Origin of the sequence: Nocardia sp. GP40, assembly GCF_050434125.1 — a bacterium.
GTDB classification, from domain to species: Bacteria; Actinomycetota; Actinomycetes; order Mycobacteriales; family Mycobacteriaceae; genus Nocardia; species Nocardia albiluteola.
Map to the genome: position 1 here is coordinate 450,679 of NZ_JBNPVW010000003.1, position 16,510 is coordinate 467,188.

Consider the following 16,510-nt stretch of genomic DNA (forward strand, 5'->3'; position numbering starts at 1 on the left):
TGCTCCTTGTTCAAATGTGTTGATGTACTGGAGATTTCAGAACGGCTTGTCGCCGACGATGCCCGCGCGCTCCATGCGGCGCACCGCGGGCCAGTAGTCCTGCACGGCGTAGTGCTGGGTGCAGCGGTTGTCCCAGATCGCGAAGCTGTTCTCGGTCCACCGCCAGCGCACCTGGAACTCGGGCACGCTCGCCTGCCGGATCAGGTACTGCAGCAGTTCCGCGGCCCCGGGGGCGTAGTCGATGCCGAAGCGCACGTGCTCGGGGGTGTGATAGTCGACGAGGTGGGTGGTGAACGAGTTCACGAACAGCACCTTCTCGCCCGTCTCCGGGTGGGTGCGCACGACGGGATGTTCGGCGTCGGGGTACCGGGCGTGCAGCTGCAGCCGCTGTTCGGGGGCCATCGCCGCGCCGAAGCTCGCCTCGATCGAGTGCCGGGCGTGCAGGCCGTCGATCCGCTCGCGCACCGATTCGGGCAGCCGCCGGTACGCCTCGGCCATGTTCACCCAGATGGTGTCCCCGCCGACCGGCGGGCCCTGCACGCACCGCAGCACGCTGCCCATGGGCGGGCACTCCCGCCAGGTCGCGTCGCAGTGGTAGGAGTTCTCGTAGTGCTCCGGGGCGCTGTCGAGATCCTTGTAGATGCGCACCAGACCGGGATTCTCCGGGTCGCTGCCCAGCACGGGATGATCCTCGAGCGGACCGAAACGACGTGCCAGCGCAACATGATCGGCGCGGGAGATGTCCTGATCGCGCACGAACAGCACCTTGTACTCCAGCAGCAGCGCCCGCAGGTCAGCGAACAGCTCGTCGCTGTGTGCGACGGCGGCGAGATCCACATCGATGAGTTCGGCGCCGATATGACAGGTCAGCGGCCGCGCCTCGAGCGCTGCATCGACTGCCCGATGTTCCAGCGGTGCAACGGTATTCATCGAAACTCCTTCAGTCTTCTCGAATTGTTCAGGGCCGCAGCACCGACGAGCCGACACTGATCCCGGCCTCGAGGTCCCGGTGCGCCCGCACGGCGTCGGCGAGCTCGTAGCTCTGGTTGATCTCGATCCGGATCCGTCCCGCGGCCACGTGAGAGAACAACTCCCCCGCCAGTTCGGCGCGTTCGGCGGGATCGGCGATGTAATCGGCCAGGGCAGGCCGGGTCACGAACACCGATCCCTTGATCGCCAGCTGCATCGCATCGATGGGCGGAATCGGGCCCGAGGCGGTGCCGAAGCACACCAGCAGTCCGCGCCGCGCCAGCGAATCCAGCGAGGTGTCGAACGTGGTCTTGCCGATGCTGTCGTACGCGACGCGCACCCCGGCGCCGCCGGTGATCTCGCGGACGCGGTCGGACACGTTCTCCCGGGTGTAGATCACCACGTGATCGCAACCGTGCGCGCGGGCGATCTCGGCCTTCTCCGGGGTGGAGACGGTGCCGATCACGGTGAGCCCCAACAGTTTCGCCCACTGCAGGAAGATCAGTCCGACCCCGCCCGCTGCCGCATGCAGCAGCACGGTGTCCCCGGCCCGCAGCGGATGGATCCGCCGCAGCAGATACGCCGTGGTGAGCCCGCGCATGGTCATGGCGGCCGCGGTGTCGAAGGCGATCGAGTCCGGCAGCCGGATCAGGTGCTCGGCGGACAGGACCCGTTCGGTGCTGTAGGCGCCCAGCGGGCTGCCGGTGTAGGTGACGCGATCACCGGGTGCGAACTCGGTGACGCCCGGGCCGGTCTCCTCGATCACCCCGGCCGCCTCCACGCCCATCCCGGCGGGCAGCGCGGCCGGATACAGCCCGGTCCGGAAATAGGTGTCGGCGAAGTTCAGCCCCACGGCCTCGTGCCGGATCCGGACCTCGCCGGGACCCGGAGCCGGAACCTCGGCGCGTTCCCACCGCAGCACCTCCGGCCCACCGATCTCGTAGAAGCGAACAGCCTGTGCCACAGTGCATCTCCTTGTTCTGCGCGGCGGATGTGATGCATCCGACAGTAGGCGGGGAACGGGTCGTGTGCTTAACTTCAGGGGACACATTGCTGACCTTCTCGGGACATGGAGTGAGCTGTGAAGCCGTTGGCCCGGTACGCGGCCCTCAACGACTACGTCGGCCTCGGGCAATCCCTCGGCCTCGACCCGGCCCGGCTGGTCCGCGAGACGGGCCTGGATCCGGCCGGCCTGAGCCTGCAGGATCGATGGGTCCCCGCGGCCGCCGTCGCCGAACTGCTCGAACGGTCCGCCGCCGAATCCGGGCGCCAGGATTTCGGCCTGCTGCTCGCCGAGCGCCGCCGCCTGTCCAATCTCGGCCCGCTCAGCCCGGTCATCAGGGAGGAGCCGGACGTCCGCAGCGCGCTCACCGTCATGGTGCGCCATCAGCACATGTACAACGAATCGCTGCGCATCCGGCTCGCCGAACGCAACGGCATCGCCACGATTCGCCTGGATCTGGACATCGGCCAACCGGGCGGCACCCGGCAGGCCACCGAGCTCGCGACCGGCGCGCTGCACGGAATCCTGCGCGTCTTCCTCGGCGCCCGGTGGCAACCCGTCGAGACGACGTTCACGCATCCGGCCCCCCGCGATCGCGAGACCCATCTGCGATTGTTCGGGCCGCACCTGCGGTTCGACCGCGAATTCACCGGAATGACCGTCTACACAACGGATCTCGACACCCCCAATCAGCTGTCGGATCCGCTCCTGCGCCCCTATGCCCAGCAGGTGCTGGACTCGGCGCACACCGGACCGGGCGCGACGACGCGGGACCGCGTCCAGGAGCTCATCGAACTCCTGCTCCCGACCGGCCGCTGCACCGTCGAACAGGTCGCACGCAGCCTCGGCATCGACCGGCGGACCATCCACCGCCACCTCGCGACGGAGGGACACACCTTCACCGACATCCTCGACAGCACGCGCAAGGACCTCGCGCGACGACTCGTCGGCAACCAGCAGCGTTCCCTCACCGAGGTCGCCGATCTGCTCGGCTTCTCCAGTCCCGCCAGCTTCACCCGCTGGTTCCGCACCCACTTCGGATCCAGTCCGAGCCGGTGGCGCCGCACGCGGTGACGGCCGCGTGCGGCCCACCCCGGGCGGCTATTTCCCGGACGGTTGAGCCGGGTCCTTGCAGTAGGGCAGCTGCGGCGGGCAGGGCGCCAGGACGGTGGAGAAGTACTGGATGGCCGAGAAGAGCGCGATCGGCCCACCGGCCAGGATGATTCCGGCGATCGACCCGACCGCGCCGAGCGTCGCCGCGCCCAGCACGCACCCGGCGATGGTGGCCCCGACGAACGGCAGCAGCAGCACGATCACCGGACTGGAGATTGCCGCACCGGCCGCGCCTCCGACCAGGCAGCCGATGCCGCCGCCCAGCACCGCGCCGAGCACCGCACTCACCGCCGCGGCGATCGCCATGCGCTGCGACAGCGCCCCCAGGGCCTGGCTGTCCCGCGGGGTGAAGGATTCGGCCGCCTGCTCGGCGGTGACGATCGAGTGGCGGGAGACATCCGGCAGCGGCCGCGGGTTGCTCCTGGACGGCGTGAGAGTCGCTGTGGCGCCGCTGATTCGCGCGGTGACCGGATAGGCGAGGTTGTCCACGCGATAGGTCAGCGGCACGGCCGCCACCGGATTGCCGGTGAGATCGGTGACGATCAACTGATCATCGGCAATCTTCACATGTCCGTCACCGACGGTGAGGACCGCCGAATCACCGTCGCGAGCGACCGTGTAATGAACGGCCGCACCGTCATTCCGGGGTGGCGGCGCGGCAGACGCCGTCGCTGCCGACAGAGTTATCGCCGTCGCGGCGACGAGGACTGTACCGATTTCCTTCTTCACTGACTTCCTCATCTTCGTTGATGCGGCGCAGACCCGGGCGGCCTGCGCACTTCGGGTACTTCGGCTCGATCAGCGCGAAGTCCTGCTCGCAGCGTGGCCATTCACCCACGCCGCCAAGGCCTTCGGCGGATCACTGCCAGGTGCGACAGGGTTCCAGGGAGGCGAGTTTGCGTAGTCCCGCGGGATACGAGCGGCTGCCCACGGCCAGCGCCGCGATCGCGACGAGGCAGGACAGCGGCGCGAGCCGGAGCGCGGCCGACAATCCGACGTGATCGGCGAGAATGCCGACGACGAAGGGCCCCAACGCAAGTCCGAGCAGACTGTTGACCAGGGTCAGCGTGCCCATCGCCGACGCACGCACCGAGGGGTGGGTGAGGTCGGCGACCATCGCGGCCGCTGGTCCCGAGGAGCCGCCGGAGAACCAGGCGCCGATGCCGATCAGAATCAGTTGCGGACCACCGGGATTCAAACTGAATCCGATCCCGAGGCAGAGCATCGAGATCAGGCAGAACGCGATGGCCGTGCGCCACTTGTACTCCGTGTGCACCCGGCCGATGCGGTCGGTGACGATGCCACAGCACACCATTCCCGCGCCGACGAGCAGCACGACCAGCGCCGCGCGTCCGGCGGCATTGTCGGGCGCCAGATGGTAGTAACGATTGAAAAAGCTCGGCATCCACGACAACAGCACGGCCGCTGTGAACAGTTGCGTTCCGCTACCGATGTACGCGCACCACACCGCCGGGTTGGTGAACAAGGTCGACACCGGTGCTCGAAATTTTTTGGGCACGAGGGAATCAGCGACTCCCGGTGAGGAGACGGCATGCCGGGCCAACTTCCCCTCGCTCACTAGCAGCCTGAACAGCAGGGCCAGCACCAGACCAGCCACGGCCATCACCGCGAACGACCACCGCCACCCCAGATGAACGGCGACCAGTCCCCCGAACCACACGCCGAGCACGGATCCGAACGAACCGCCCGCCATGAACGCACCGCTGAGCGTCGCATGCCTGCGAGCCGCGAATACGCCGAGTACAACGGCGATTCCGACGCTGCCGTAGGCGGCCTCGCCGACCCCGACGAGGAAGCGGGCGCCGAGCATCTGCGAGTAATCACTCGCTGCCGCGCACATCACGGTGGCGACGCTCCACAGCACCGCCATCAGAACCAGGCTGCGCACCCGCCCCCAGCGGTCGGCGAGCAACGACAGCGGTAACGTGAGGATGCCCACCATCAGCGCGACCACGCTGCCGAGCGAGGCCAGCTTCGAATCCGACAGCCCCCATTGGCTTTTCAGAAGCGGGAACACCGCACTGAGGACCTGCCTGGACATGTAGTCCGCCAGCAGCAGCCCGAAGGCCAAGACGAATACGAGCCAGGGATACCGCTCGGAGCGGCCCGAACCCGCCTCGGATGAGACTCCGGCGGTCCGGGGCGGTGGCCCGACAGGGTTGGTACGCAACTGCATTGGCGCTCCTACGAAAAACCGGCGGGCACGACGAACCGCCCACCGGTACCGAGGGAATCGGCGGGCGCGGCATCGAATACCGCGGTCCGCTCGATGTGACGCACACAACACTAGGGAGCGAATGCACCCCACGCTTACCTCACCGGGACACAATTCCGCCCATCACGGGACATGCAGCAGTGGCGCCGCGCAGCCGGGTCGCCGGTGCGGGCGGCGGCAGTAGCTCCCCGCATCTCCCGCAGCCGTCATTCCTCGTACTCGCAGGTGTGTCCGTCGGTCTTTGCGGGGTCGCGGTCGAACGCGGCCCGCAATGTCGATCACGAAGATCATCCGCCAGCTCATCAGGTCGACCAGCGCGGCGTCCGCGGCCGGGCCGAGCAGGACCGCGAGGGCCCCGACCGCCCGCCCACGCACCGAGCGCCGCGCCGCGCCGTTCCGGCGGGAAGGTTCGTATGATGACGGCCAGCGGCTGGGGAAGCATCAGCCCCATGCCCAGCCCCTGAATGGCAAAGAACGCGGTGAGCATCGCCATATTCGCCGCGAGGAAGCATCCGACCGCGCCCAGCATCAGCAGTGCCAGGCCGGTGATGTAGATGTTCTTCATGATCTCTGCGTATGCCGGCCCGAGGCCGTCCGAGGTCAGACCGACGAAGAACGCGCCGATCAGCAAGGCACACAACGCAACCCATGGATTACGCGGCCCGGCGGCAACCGGAACGGGCGGTGGGTACACACCGAACGGCTGCGGGCCGGGCATGGGCGGCGGAGCGAAGCCGGGCGCCCGCGCGGCCCCGGCGTAGTGCACGGTCGGTGCCGCGGCAGGCACAGCAGTCTGCAGCGCACCCATCGCGACCGCCGCGAATTCGCCCGCACTGGAGAACCTTTCGCCCGGATTCTTCGCCATTCCCCGCGCAATCACCGCATTCAGCTGCGGCGGCACATCGGGCCGGGCGATCGGCGGCACGGGTTTGGCCAGATGCCCCGCCACCACCTGCCCAGGCTCGGCGGCGGCGAACGGTGACTGCCCGACGAGCAGGGCATACAGGCTGCAGGCGAGCGAATACTGATCCGAGCGCGCGTCCACCGGATCGCCGGAAAGCTGCTCGGGCGAGGCGAATGCCAGTGTGGCAACAAAGGTTCCGCTGGAGGTGAGCTGGGTGTTGGAGGCCAGCAGCCGGGCAATGCCGAAATCGGTCAGCACCGCGCGCTCGGCCCGTCCCGCCTCGGCCGCCGCCAGCAGGATATTGGCGGGCTTCACATCCCGGTGCAGAACCCCGCGAGCGTGCGCGTAATGCGAGGGCGTGCGCGACCTCACCGACAATCCGCACTGCCCGCTCCACGGTCACTGCCCGCGGATCCAGCCGACTCGTATCCACGCCCTGCACAAGGATTCAGGGCTCGGGGCCTTGCGACTGAACTGCGCCAACTGATTTGCGCGACGGCGCATTCGCGATCCGGTTACCGGCGCGACCAACGGAGAAGGCGACGTAAGCGGCTCTGCGGTGCCGGGGGCTCGGGCGCATGCTCCATTTGGACCAGAATCCCGCCCAAGCGCTCCTCCTCCATGATCGCCGGTTGTCCGTCGATGAAACACCTACCGGTCTCGCTGACCTCAACGCATTCTTCGTATTTGGACCCGTCTGCGGTATCGACCGTGTCGCTGTAGTAGGCGATCATTCCGCCACTGAGGTCGATGTTGAAACCGGTGACCCTGCGCCCCGCGCGGTCGGTGGCGCGACGCTGGCACGGTGGGCAAACCGCCCGGGGATAGCGTTCGTTGTAGGTCGTCGGCTGCCGACAGCGGGGGCAGGGCTGGGTGTATCGACGACCGGGGGTCCGGTCTTCCAACAGCAGGTCGTACCGGGCGAGGATCTTGCGACCGGTGTCCCCCTCGGTGCGGTTGCGCCGCAGGACCAGCAGAATGAACTCGGCGTAATCGGCCTGCTCGGCATTGAGCGCCCGACGCAAGGGGAACTCGTCGATGCGCGTGAGACCAGTATCGAAGGCCTCGAGCGCTACCTGCTGCAGCACCGAGAGTTCGCTGTCGGGGATGTGCCTGTTGATATGTTCGGCCTGAGCCAGATGTTCGGCGATTGCCGCATCGATGGTTGGTGTGCCCTCCCACAGTATCCCGCTGTGGTAGGCCGTCGCGGTCACCAGGACATAGGCGTCCATGTCGCCGCGATCACTTCGGATCGTCTCCGCGAAGGCAAAACCTCGCCCATAGCGGGCATTTTCGAGCCCCTCGTGGCGATAATGGATCAGACTGTCCGGATCCCGCGCATGACCGCGCGCCTTTCGCAGCGCTTCGTCGTAGGTCAGCGAAGAGTCCGGACGGTCCATGCCCGTCAGCCTATCGGTGTTGCCGAGATGACATCCGCAGCGCTGCACAGCAACCCGCCGGTCCGGACATCGATCAGGGCCCGCAGAGCCGAGAAAGCCGACTTCGCGCTCGCCTGCTCGAAGGAGATGCCGCAGGAGGTCGTCGGACGGCCGAACAGGGACCTGCCGCATACGGCCAGGAAGGGGCGTTGATCCGGGTGGGTTTGCGGCAGTGAGGTTTTGCAACGAGCCTCAAAGCCCGGCACTGGTTATGAATGTCTTCACCGCTGCGATATTGGCGAGGTGCGTCGCCGAAAGGTGCAGTCCCGTTTTGACATTCAGGTATTCGAACCCCGCTTCGGCGCCGTTGGCCGGGATGCGATAAATCGTGTTGCCGTTGTCGACCAGATCCCCGATGTATATGCCGGTGCCCGCCAGGAGGTTTCGTGTTGGTTCGGAGAATACGTCGGCGCGGCCGGCTGCCCGGGGACGGGCTGGTTCGGAAGTTTCGCCGGCGCGGGCAGCTGCCCGGGGAGCGGTTGGTTCGGAAGATTCGTCGGTACGGCCGACTGCCCGGGGACCGGTTCGTACGGCGGATACGTCGGCGCGGCCGGCTGCCCGGGCATCGCTTGGTTCGGCAGATGCGCGGGGGCTGGCGGCTGCCCCGGGACCGGGCCGTGCGGCGGGTACGTCACGGCTGCATCCTATTCACCCGGAAGGCAATTCGACGATCGCCGATCGGCTGACGCAGAATGAGAAGGGGGCGAAGAGACCTCATCCCCTCCACGTCTCCCGGCAGGCCTACACCTCTGCTGCCGCGACCTCGTAGATGATCTCCAGGCCGTCTTCCTCGTCCCATTGCTCCCCCACCTCGATGAACCCGTACTGCGATGCCAGCGTATACGAGGCGAGATTCTCGGGGCTGATTGTGACTCGAACCGTCTGCACCTGCGGCTCGCGGTTGGCGCGGCGCAGCAAATACTCCAGCGCCGCACGGGCATAGCCGCGACGTCGGTATTCCGGGTCGACGGCATAGCCGATTTCAACCATCCCAGAGGCGTCGGGAAGCCCGTGAAAACCCGCCCGGCCCACGGCAAGTCGCTCTTGTTCGTCCCAGATGACGCCGGTGACCCACCCCGCACTGACCGGATCCTTCTCGACCTGCGCACAACGCATCTGCCACAGCCGCCGAGAATCCGGACCCGCAAAGACCGCTGTCAGCGGCACCGGGCTCGCCGCATTCGCCGCAGCGAGGTCACCACCGGCGAGAGCCTCGAACGTCGCACGGTTCAGGTGCACTATCCGCACCTGCGGAAGCGGGCGACTGTCGTTCGAGGCCACCGGATGTTGAGACATGCGGGCCACCCTCCCATACGACCTTCGGAGGTCGCATCGGAATATCGGTTGAACCAGCTTCGGTCAGGCGGCGTCTCCCCCGGCCTCGGCCATCATGTCGCCGACGCAGATCTGGATTGCGGCAGCCGATCCGGTTCAGGTGGTGCGGATTCCGGCGGAAGTGGCGCTGTTGCCCACGGCCGGTGCGCGTTTCGGCCTGCCCGGATCTGTGACCAACCCGAATCGTATGAGGCTTTCGGCCGTGTCGAACAGAGTCTGCTCCACAGGGCGCTGGGTCCAGCCGAGTTCACTGCGGGCCTTGGCCGCCGAGACGTGTTCCGTGCGGCCGAGATAGTGGGTGGCGGCGCGGGCGTTCGCGTCGAAGCGGGCGGCGAGGCGCACCAGAAAGTCGGGGAGCACGCGGGTGGTGATTCGATACCGGGTGGCGAGGATCCGGGCCATGTCCGGAAACGAAAGCTGTTCGCGGGCAAGGATGTAGCGGTTGCCCGCCGCCCCCGGCGTTGTCAATGCCAGCCGGTGCGCGACGGCCGCGTCTCGAACATCCACGGTGGCGAACGCCAGTCGCGGCACGCCGGGCATCTCTCCGGCCAGCAGGGCACGGATGCCGGCGACGGAGGTGCCGGGCTCGCCGGCATGTTGGATCGGTCCGATGATCATGGCCGGATTGACCACGGCCAGCTCGAGTTCCGGATGCTCTGCGGTGAAGTCCCACGCGGCACGCTCGGCGAGGGTCTTGCTCTTGAAGTAGGCCTCGATACTCTCCGGATCGGCCCAATCCTGTTCGGTGAGTAAGCGTCCGCGGGAGTCGCCGCCGGAGATCGCGGCGCAGGACGAGGTGAGCACGACGCGCTCGACACCCGCGGCCGCGGCCGCGCGCAGCACCCGTCCGGTGCCGTCCACGGCGGGCCGCACGAGCTCGTTCTCGTCCTCGGGAACGCCGACCGGAAAGGGAGAGGCGGTGTGCGCGACGAATCGGCACCCGCCCAACGCCGCATCCCAGCCTCGATCCGAGCTCAGGTCGGCCTCGACGAGTTCGACTGTGTTCGGCAGGTGGTCGAGCATCCGGCTGCGACCGGACGAGCGCACCGTCCCACGCACGCGGTAGCCGTTACTGATCAGTTCGGTGATGACGTGCCCAGCGAGATAGCCGGAGGCGCCGGTGACTAGAACGAGATCGGACATTGCCGCACTCCAATTTGAGCAGTGTTTAGAATGTAATCACTGTATAGATCAGAGGAGTCGGCAGTGTCAACCCCGTACCCTCGTCGCATGCCGACCAAGGACCGCTATCACCACGGCGACCTCCGCGAGGAGTTGCTGCGGGTATCCCTGCGGCTCATCGACGCCGAAGGGCTGGCAGCGGTCAGCCTGCGCCGAGTCGCACGCGAAGCCGGGGTGAGCCCCGGTGCGCCGTATCACCACTTCGCCGACCGGGCCGCACTGCTGGCGGCACTCCGGGCGCGCGGCTTCGAGTTACTGCGCGACGAACTGCTCACCGCGCGCGCCGCCGCCGATCCGGCCGCCGCACTGTCCGCCATGGTCGACAGCTACGTGCAGTTCGCGGTCACCTATCCGTCCTACTTCCGCCTGATGTTCCGCCCCGAACTGGTCGAGTCCGGCAAACACGCCGAGCACACCGTCGCCGGCGACGCCGGCGACGCCGCCTTCGCCGTCCTGGAACAAGCCATCGCCGACGCCGTCCGAGCCGGGATAGTCCCCGCCGAGAACGCGGAAACCCTGGCCCTCACCTATTGGAGCCTCGCCCACGGCCTGGCCTCACTGATCCTCGACGGCAAACTCGGCGAGCGCGCCGCCCACATGGGCATCGACACCCCCGAACTCGCCGCCCGCGTCACCCACATGCTGGCCGCCCTCGTCACAACCGACCGCGACTGAGCCTCTGTTCACCGCGACGATCGGAAGCGGCACAGGCGGATCGGACTGTTCGGTCATTGCCGATGTCGGCATGGTCACCTACCTGAATTTCCGGCTACAACTGACGATTACGCGAGGTGATGCCGAATGCTGTTGCCGCACTGACTACAGCAACGACGGCGACGAACAACCAGCCGTGCCGGAACGCGCTCAGCATCCGGTCGGCCGCGACATCGAGCGACCCGAGGACGGCGATCAGGACGGCGACGCCCAACACCTAGCCGAGCTGGCGCGCGGTGTTCACCACGGCACTCCCGGTAGGGACTGGTCCGCCGGCAGATCGACGGCCGCGGAGGCGATCATGCTGGGCAGCGCGAGGCCGATGCCGATGCCGGAGATCGCCCACCCCGGCAGCACCTCGGTGACGTACCGCACGGGCGTGGACGCAGCGGCCAGCACGAGCAGCACGCCGCCGGCGAACAGTAGATCCCCCAGGGCCACAACGACTCCCACCGGCACGCGTTTGATCAGTCGCTCACTGACCGCGGCGAAGATGGGTACCAGGATGGGGCCAGGGACGATGGCGAACCCGGTCTCGAGGGTGTTGTAGCGGGCCGCGTTCTCCAACCACAGGGCAATACTCAGGAACCACCCCTGCCGATCTTCGACAGCCGGCCCGGGCCGGTCCGGGATGCGCTGCGGCAGCAACAGCGGGACTGGGTCGCGATTCTCGCGACGCAGTTCCGGCTGGCCGCCGCGGCCCGCGAGATCGCGCCCCTCAATCCCGAGGAGGCCGCCTTCCAAGTCGCCGCCGTGCTGAATGCCGTCAATCTGGCACTGCGCCTCGGCGACGACGACAGCGTGAGCATGGCACGGCATGTGGTCAACGGATTGCTCGGTGCGGGTACCGATTCCGACATCCCGCCACGAACTCACCGAGCTGGTCCCCGCGGCTGACCCCAAGTCCTCCAGCCACTACTCGTGCGGCGCGATCACCAGCGGAACGTCGCGAAGCTCGTCCAGGGTGCGGGGCAGCCCGGCAAGGGCACAGATCATCCGCATCGTGATCCCATCGTCGAACGCTGCATCGACGGTGCCGGCAGCCTCGGCCGCAGCCCGCACCTGCTGCGACGGTACGTGGTCGTCGAGGTCGGCTATGTCGAAGCGGTTATCGGTGTGGAACACCAGGAGTTGCCCGTCGACCGCGTAGGCGAAACCCACGTGCCCGGTCATCGCGACGCTGCCGGTGGCCGCGACCTTCCCCGTGGCGGACAGGGCCGCGGTCGTGTGGACCGGTGGGCGCTGCTCGAGGTGCCACAGACAGCGGGTCTCGCCCAGAGCGGTACGCGTCAGGCCAGGACTGCGCCGCGGTAGACGCGGGCTTGGGTGGCAACCCGTGTGCCGAGGAATCGCGCTGTGGCGAGATCGGCCGCGTGGACCGCCTCGGGGCCCTGGTCGTTCCAGGTTTGCGCGCCTGCGCCCAGGTAGAAGCCGAGCCGATTGTGGTCGTCTTCGCTGCTGGTTGTCGTGTTCCAGCCGGGCATCAGGCCGAGGCTGATCCAATGCATTCCATGCTGGGCCGCAAGCAGGGACAGGTACTGCAGGGTATGCAACTTGTCGCCGCTCATGGATCCCGAGTTGGTGAATCCAGCGGCGAGCTTGTCCTTCCACGCCTGCCTCGACCAGCGGCTCGAGGTCGCTTCGGCGAAGACGTGGAACGCGCCGGATGCCGTTCCCATGTAGGTGGGAGTGCCGAAGATGATCGCGTCGGCCGCGTCGAGCGCCTCCCAGTCGATCTCTGCCGGGACGGCCACGTTCACCATTGCGGCGTCGGCGTCGGCGACGGACTCGACGCCGTCTCGGACGGCGGTGGCCAGCTCGAGGGTGTGCCCGTAGCCGGAGAAGTAGGCGATCGCGACGGTGATGGGGTTCATGCAAGTTCCGTTCTCGTTGTGAGCACTGTTGTTAACAGTGGCAACTGTATTGACGTGACATCGTCAATGTCAACGTCAACGAATTTCTGTTACCATCGGCATATGGCAGGCGACCTCGAGCGAACAACGGCAGGCGGCAGGGACGACCAGCGGGAGCGCATCCTCGAAGCCGCGGTGAAACTGCTGGCCGAGGTTGGCCCAACCGGCATCTCCACGCGTGCGGTCGCGGCGGCAGCCGGGGTGCAAACCCCGACGCTGTACCGCCTTTTCCAGGACAAGGACGGATTGCTCGACAGCATTGCCAGTTTCGGGTTCGAGACCTACCTAGCCGAGAAGCGAGCGTTCGAGCCGAGCGAAAACGCCGTCGACGACCTCCGCCGAGGGTGGGACATTCATGTCGAGTTCGGGCTCACGAACCCGGCGATCTACGCACTCATGTACGGCAACGTGCGACCTGGGCGGCGACCGGCGGCCGCCCAGGAGAACAATGACATCCTGCGGCACATGCTCGAGCGCACGAACACCCAAGGACGTCTCCGAGTTCCCGTGGAGGCGGCGACGCGCGCCATCGAAGCCTCCACCACGGGTGCGGTCCTCCTACTGCTGGCACAACCCGAATCGCTGCGCGATCCACAGTTGATCAAGCCGCTTCGTGACGCGGTGCTCGACTCGGTGACCACCGAACCGACGCCGGGGAACGATCCCGAGGTGATCACGTCGGCACGCGCGGATGCCCTGCTCGCGGTCCTTTCGCCCCAGGGTGGCGCCGACCCGCTGACGCGAGAGCTGTTCAGTCCGGCCGAGGCCGGTCTGCTGCGTGAGTGGCTCACGAGGCTCGGGGAACGCGGGCGTCCCTGAACGGCATCGAGCCTGGTCCGGCCAACCGGATCTGCCCGATGCCGCCGAACGTGCCGCCCAGCACGCGGTCGGCCGCCACCCCTATTGCGCGACCCACCGCAACTGTTGTCCCGCAAGGACATGCAAGCGTTCCTGAACCGGTTGACCTTTCTTCAAACCGATGGCGTGATCAGCCAGCAAATCGTCACACTGACCGCAGAACTGGAGGAACGCGACCAAGAGCTCGACGCGGCCCGCGCCGCGAACCGGGAACTGTTCGCCAACATGGGGTGGGACCCGAATACGCCACAAAGGGGCCGCGCTGATGCATCGGCACTGGTCAAGCCTATCGGTGGAGGGGGGTTACAGTCGGGTGATGGGCATCGAGTGTTCGAGTGTGGTGGCCCAATCGCGTGACGAGGTCTTCGAGTGGTTCTCCCGCCCGGGGGCGCTGGCCAGATTGGTGCCTCCGTGGCATCCGGTGACGATCGTGGCCGAGGCCGATTCCCTGTGTGACGGTTGCGCGGTTCTGCGGTTGCCAGGCGGGCTGCGGTGGGTGGCCCGGCACGTGCCGGCAGCCTACGATCCACCACGGTCTTTTGCCGACGAGACCGCGGTCGAAGGACTTACGTCCGCACCGGTGGGACGACTGGTGCCATGGCGGCACATCCACGAGTTCGAGGCGGCCGACCACGGCCGCACCCGGGTCGCGGATACGGTTACCACGCCTGTCCCTGCGCGACTGCTGCGGCCGATGTTCGACTACCGCTACCGGCAGCTCGCCGATGACCTCGCCGCGCATCACCGCGCGAACGCCCAGGGCTTCCGGCCGACGGTGGTCGCGATGACCGGCTCGTCGGGCCTGGTCGGATCGGCGTTATCCGCGTTTCTGACCACCGGTGGGCACACCGTGATCCGGCTGGTCCGCCGCCCGGCCTGCAGTGCGGACGAGCGAGAATGGGACGTCGCGGCGCCTGCGGCCGATCTGTTCGACGGTGTCGACGCCGTGGTGCATTTGGCGGGCGCTTCGATCGCGGGCCGGTTCACCGCCGCGCACCGCCGCGCTCTCGCCGACAGCCGGGTCGGCCCCACCGGAGCTCTCGCCGACCGTGCTGCCGCGGCCGGGGTGCCGACGTTCGTCACGGCCTCGGCCATCGGCTACTACGGACCTGATCACGGTGACGAACTGTTGGACGAGACTTCTTCGCGCGGGCTGGGTTTCCTGGCCGAGCTGGTGGAGCGCTGGGAGGACGCGGCCCGGCCCGCGGCACAGTCGGGTACGCGTGTGGTGCGGATCCGCACGGGTATCGTGCAATCCCCGCGTGGCGGCACGCTTCGGTTGTTGCGTCCGCTGTTCGCCGCTGGGCTCGGCGGCCGGATCGGCGACGGCCGGCAATGGTTGTCGTGGATCGGTATCGACGACCTGGTCGAGATCTATCACCGGGCGCTATGGGATCCGGAGCTGTCGGGGGTGGTGAACGCGGTGGCCCCGAATCCGGTGCGCAACATCGACTACACCGCGGCGTTGGCGCGGGTGCTGCGCCGGCCCGCGCTGCTGCCGGTACCGCGCTGGGGTCCTGCGGTGTTGCTGGGTGAGCAGGGCGCCCGGGAGCTGGCGGCGGCCAGTCAACGGGTGGCCCCCGCTCGCCTCATCGCGGCCGGATACCGGTTTCGCCACCCAGATCTGGACTCCTGTCTACGTCATGTACTCGGTCGCGCGGGTGGTGGCACGGGCGATGGGTAAGGCCGCGAGCCCGCCGGAACCAGGTCCCGGCGGGCTCACGTGACAGGTCGCAGGGTGCACAGCGGTTCGATGGTGTCGATTCCCCCGGTGGTGGGTGAGGTCAGGTATAAGCACGGGTTCATACCGGCGGCGATGATGCCGGTACGGATTCGATCCCATTGCGCGGCAGACAGTTCCGCAGTGCGGGACTCGGTGACCGCGGTGCCGCCCGGCGCGCTCCGGCCGTCGTCCGGCGCCGCCCATTTCGCGGTGTTCACACCATATTTCCGGCGCTGGCTACAGACACCGATCCGGACGGCCTACCCGGCCCCGGATTCGCTGCCGGCACCGGAGCTGGACCCGGGCCGGATACCGGCCGCGGCGAAGCTGTGCCCGGAACACGGTTCGCCCCTGCTGGCCGTCGGTGGCGAGACGACCGGCCGGGAATTGCTGCGCGCCTGGCTGTCCGGGCCCGTCGAGCAATACGGTGCGCACAGTGACGAACTGGCCGCCGACGCCACCTCCGGGCTGTCGCCCTACCTGCACTTCGGCTGCCTGTCGGCGGCCGAACTGGTGCACCGCACCGATCTGTCCACAACCGGCGGCAATGCCTTCGCCCGGCAGCTGGCCTGGCGCGACTTCCACCACCAATTGCTCGCCGCGCGAACCGAACTCGCCTGGACCGACTACCGGCCACCACCGGCTCCGCCACGCTTCGACCCATATGCGGCCGATGCCTGGCGGGCGGGCAGCACCGGGTTTCCCGTGATCGACGCCGCGATGCGGCAACTGCTCGCCCAGGGCTGGATGCCGGGCCGGGCCCGGCTGATCGCCGCGAGCTTCCTCACCAAGACCCTGCACGTCGACTGCTGCCCACTTCCTGCACTGGCTGTTCGACGCCGACATCGCAAACAACCAGCTCAACTGGCAGTGGGCCGCTGGCACCGGCACCGACACCCGCCCGCACCGCATCCTCAACCCAATCCTGCAGGCCGAACGCCACGACCCCGACGGTGTGTACGTCCGCCGCTGGATTCCTGAACTGGCCGCTCTGCCCGGAGGTGCCGTCCACCGGCCGTGGCAGGCACTGACTCTGGCACAGGACTACCCGCCGCCGATCGTCGAGGTCAACGGCATGTGAGGAGCGGCCGGAACACGGTATGGCCGCGACGGACCGGCGC

At 67.8% G+C, this 16,510-nt stretch carries 18 protein-coding genes and 1 pseudogene; 7 read left to right on the forward strand and 12 right to left on the reverse strand.

Features of this window, described 5'->3' with window-relative positions:
* Positions 1 to 36: 36 nt before the first annotated feature.
* Both ABH933_RS11085 and ABH933_RS11090 read right to left on the reverse strand, forming a co-directional pair.
* The gene (locus tag ABH933_RS11085; protein WP_429416801.1) at positions 37 to 930 is read right to left on the reverse strand and encodes a TauD/TfdA dioxygenase family protein; all 894 of its coding nucleotides are present in this window, start codon (positions 928 to 930) and stop codon (positions 37 to 39) included.
* A gap of 28 nt (positions 931 to 958) precedes the next feature.
* A complete protein-coding gene (locus ABH933_RS11090) occupies positions 959 to 1,933 on the reverse strand; it encodes a quinone oxidoreductase family protein (RefSeq protein WP_215920517.1) in 975 nt (324 codons plus the stop codon).
* 117 nt (positions 1,934 to 2,050) lie between these two features.
* Between ABH933_RS11090 and ABH933_RS11095 the strand changes: the two genes are divergently transcribed.
* Positions 2,051 to 3,046 (forward strand): AraC family transcriptional regulator ligand-binding domain-containing protein, encoded by a 996-nt coding sequence (locus ABH933_RS11095; RefSeq protein WP_429416805.1) that lies wholly within the window; start codon positions 2,051 to 2,053, stop codon positions 3,044 to 3,046.
* Positions 3,047 to 3,073: 27 nt separating this feature from the next.
* Here the strand turns inward: ABH933_RS11095 and ABH933_RS11100 are convergent, their stop codons facing one another.
* From ABH933_RS11100 to ABH933_RS11130, 7 genes are all read right to left on the reverse strand, one after another.
* Complete coding sequence (locus ABH933_RS11100) at positions 3,074 to 3,652, reverse strand: hypothetical protein (RefSeq protein WP_429416808.1); 579 nt, start codon at positions 3,650 to 3,652, stop codon at positions 3,074 to 3,076.
* 70 nt (positions 3,653 to 3,722) lie between these two features.
* Positions 3,723 to 3,923 (reverse strand): hypothetical protein, encoded by a 201-nt coding sequence (locus tag ABH933_RS11105; RefSeq protein WP_429416811.1) that lies wholly within the window; start codon positions 3,921 to 3,923, stop codon positions 3,723 to 3,725.
* 21 nt (positions 3,924 to 3,944) lie between these two features.
* The gene (locus ABH933_RS11110; protein ID WP_429416813.1) at positions 3,945 to 5,282 is read right to left on the reverse strand and encodes an MFS transporter; all 1,338 of its coding nucleotides are present in this window, start codon (positions 5,280 to 5,282) and stop codon (positions 3,945 to 3,947) included.
* 139 nt (positions 5,283 to 5,421) lie between these two features.
* Complete coding sequence (locus ABH933_RS11115; RefSeq protein ID WP_429416816.1) at positions 5,422 to 6,597, reverse strand: MFS transporter; 1,176 nt, start codon at positions 6,595 to 6,597, stop codon at positions 5,422 to 5,424.
* A gap of 143 nt (positions 6,598 to 6,740) precedes the next feature.
* On the reverse strand, positions 6,741 to 7,625 hold the full coding sequence (locus ABH933_RS11120) for a hypothetical protein (RefSeq protein ID WP_429416819.1): 885 nt from the start codon (positions 7,623 to 7,625) through the stop codon (positions 6,741 to 6,743).
* Between the two features lie 780 nt (positions 7,626 to 8,405).
* Positions 8,406 to 8,960, reverse strand: a complete 555-nt coding sequence (locus ABH933_RS11125; RefSeq protein ID WP_429416821.1) for a GNAT family N-acetyltransferase — start codon at positions 8,958 to 8,960, stop codon at positions 8,406 to 8,408.
* 135 nt (positions 8,961 to 9,095) lie between these two features.
* Complete coding sequence (locus ABH933_RS11130; RefSeq protein ID WP_429416825.1) at positions 9,096 to 10,142, reverse strand: SDR family oxidoreductase; 1,047 nt, start codon at positions 10,140 to 10,142, stop codon at positions 9,096 to 9,098.
* An 87-nt stretch (positions 10,143 to 10,229) separates the two neighbouring features.
* Here ABH933_RS11130 and ABH933_RS11135 point away from each other — a divergent pair, with 87 nt between their 5' ends.
* Positions 10,230 to 10,856 carry a TetR/AcrR family transcriptional regulator gene (locus ABH933_RS11135; protein WP_429416828.1) on the forward strand — a complete coding sequence of 209 codons (627 nt, stop codon included), beginning with the start codon at positions 10,230 to 10,232 and terminating at the stop codon, positions 10,854 to 10,856.
* A 94-nt stretch (positions 10,857 to 10,950) separates the two neighbouring features.
* Here the strand turns inward: ABH933_RS11135 and ABH933_RS11140 are convergent, their stop codons facing one another.
* Entirely contained in the window at positions 10,951 to 11,112 is a 162-nt protein-coding gene (locus ABH933_RS11140) for a hypothetical protein (protein ID WP_429416831.1), read from the reverse strand.
* 419 nt (positions 11,113 to 11,531) lie between these two features.
* Here ABH933_RS11140 and ABH933_RS11145 point away from each other — a divergent pair, with 419 nt between their 5' ends.
* Entirely contained in the window at positions 11,532 to 11,792 is a 261-nt protein-coding gene (locus tag ABH933_RS11145; RefSeq protein WP_429417777.1) for a hypothetical protein, read from the forward strand.
* Positions 11,793 to 11,810: 18 nt separating this feature from the next.
* Here the strand turns inward: ABH933_RS11145 and ABH933_RS11150 are convergent, their stop codons facing one another.
* Both ABH933_RS11150 and ABH933_RS11155 read right to left on the reverse strand, forming a co-directional pair.
* Positions 11,811 to 12,068, reverse strand: a complete 258-nt coding sequence (locus ABH933_RS11150) for a hypothetical protein (RefSeq protein ID WP_429416834.1) — start codon at positions 12,066 to 12,068, stop codon at positions 11,811 to 11,813.
* Positions 12,069 to 12,184: 116 nt separating this feature from the next.
* Positions 12,185 to 12,769 (reverse strand): flavodoxin family protein, encoded by a 585-nt coding sequence (locus tag ABH933_RS11155; protein WP_429416837.1) that lies wholly within the window; start codon positions 12,767 to 12,769, stop codon positions 12,185 to 12,187.
* A gap of 102 nt (positions 12,770 to 12,871) precedes the next feature.
* Between ABH933_RS11155 and ABH933_RS11160 the strand changes: the two genes are divergently transcribed.
* From ABH933_RS11160 to ABH933_RS11175, 4 genes and pseudogenes are all read left to right on the forward strand, one after another.
* The gene (locus ABH933_RS11160) at positions 12,872 to 13,627 is read left to right on the forward strand and encodes a TetR/AcrR family transcriptional regulator (protein ID WP_429416839.1); all 756 of its coding nucleotides are present in this window, start codon (positions 12,872 to 12,874) and stop codon (positions 13,625 to 13,627) included.
* A gap of 120 nt (positions 13,628 to 13,747) precedes the next feature.
* A complete protein-coding gene (locus ABH933_RS11165; protein WP_429416842.1) occupies positions 13,748 to 14,023 on the forward strand; it encodes a hypothetical protein in 276 nt (91 codons plus the stop codon).
* Positions 13,983 to 15,350, forward strand: a complete 1,368-nt coding sequence (locus ABH933_RS11170) for a TIGR01777 family oxidoreductase (protein WP_429416845.1) — start codon at positions 13,983 to 13,985, stop codon at positions 15,348 to 15,350. The genes ABH933_RS11165 and ABH933_RS11170 overlap by 41 nt, the downstream gene beginning before the upstream one ends.
* A 135-nt stretch (positions 15,351 to 15,485) precedes the next feature.
* Positions 15,486 to 16,470 (forward strand): annotated as a pseudogene (locus ABH933_RS11175) (FAD-binding domain-containing protein).
* The last annotated feature ends 40 nt before the right edge of the window (positions 16,471 to 16,510 follow it).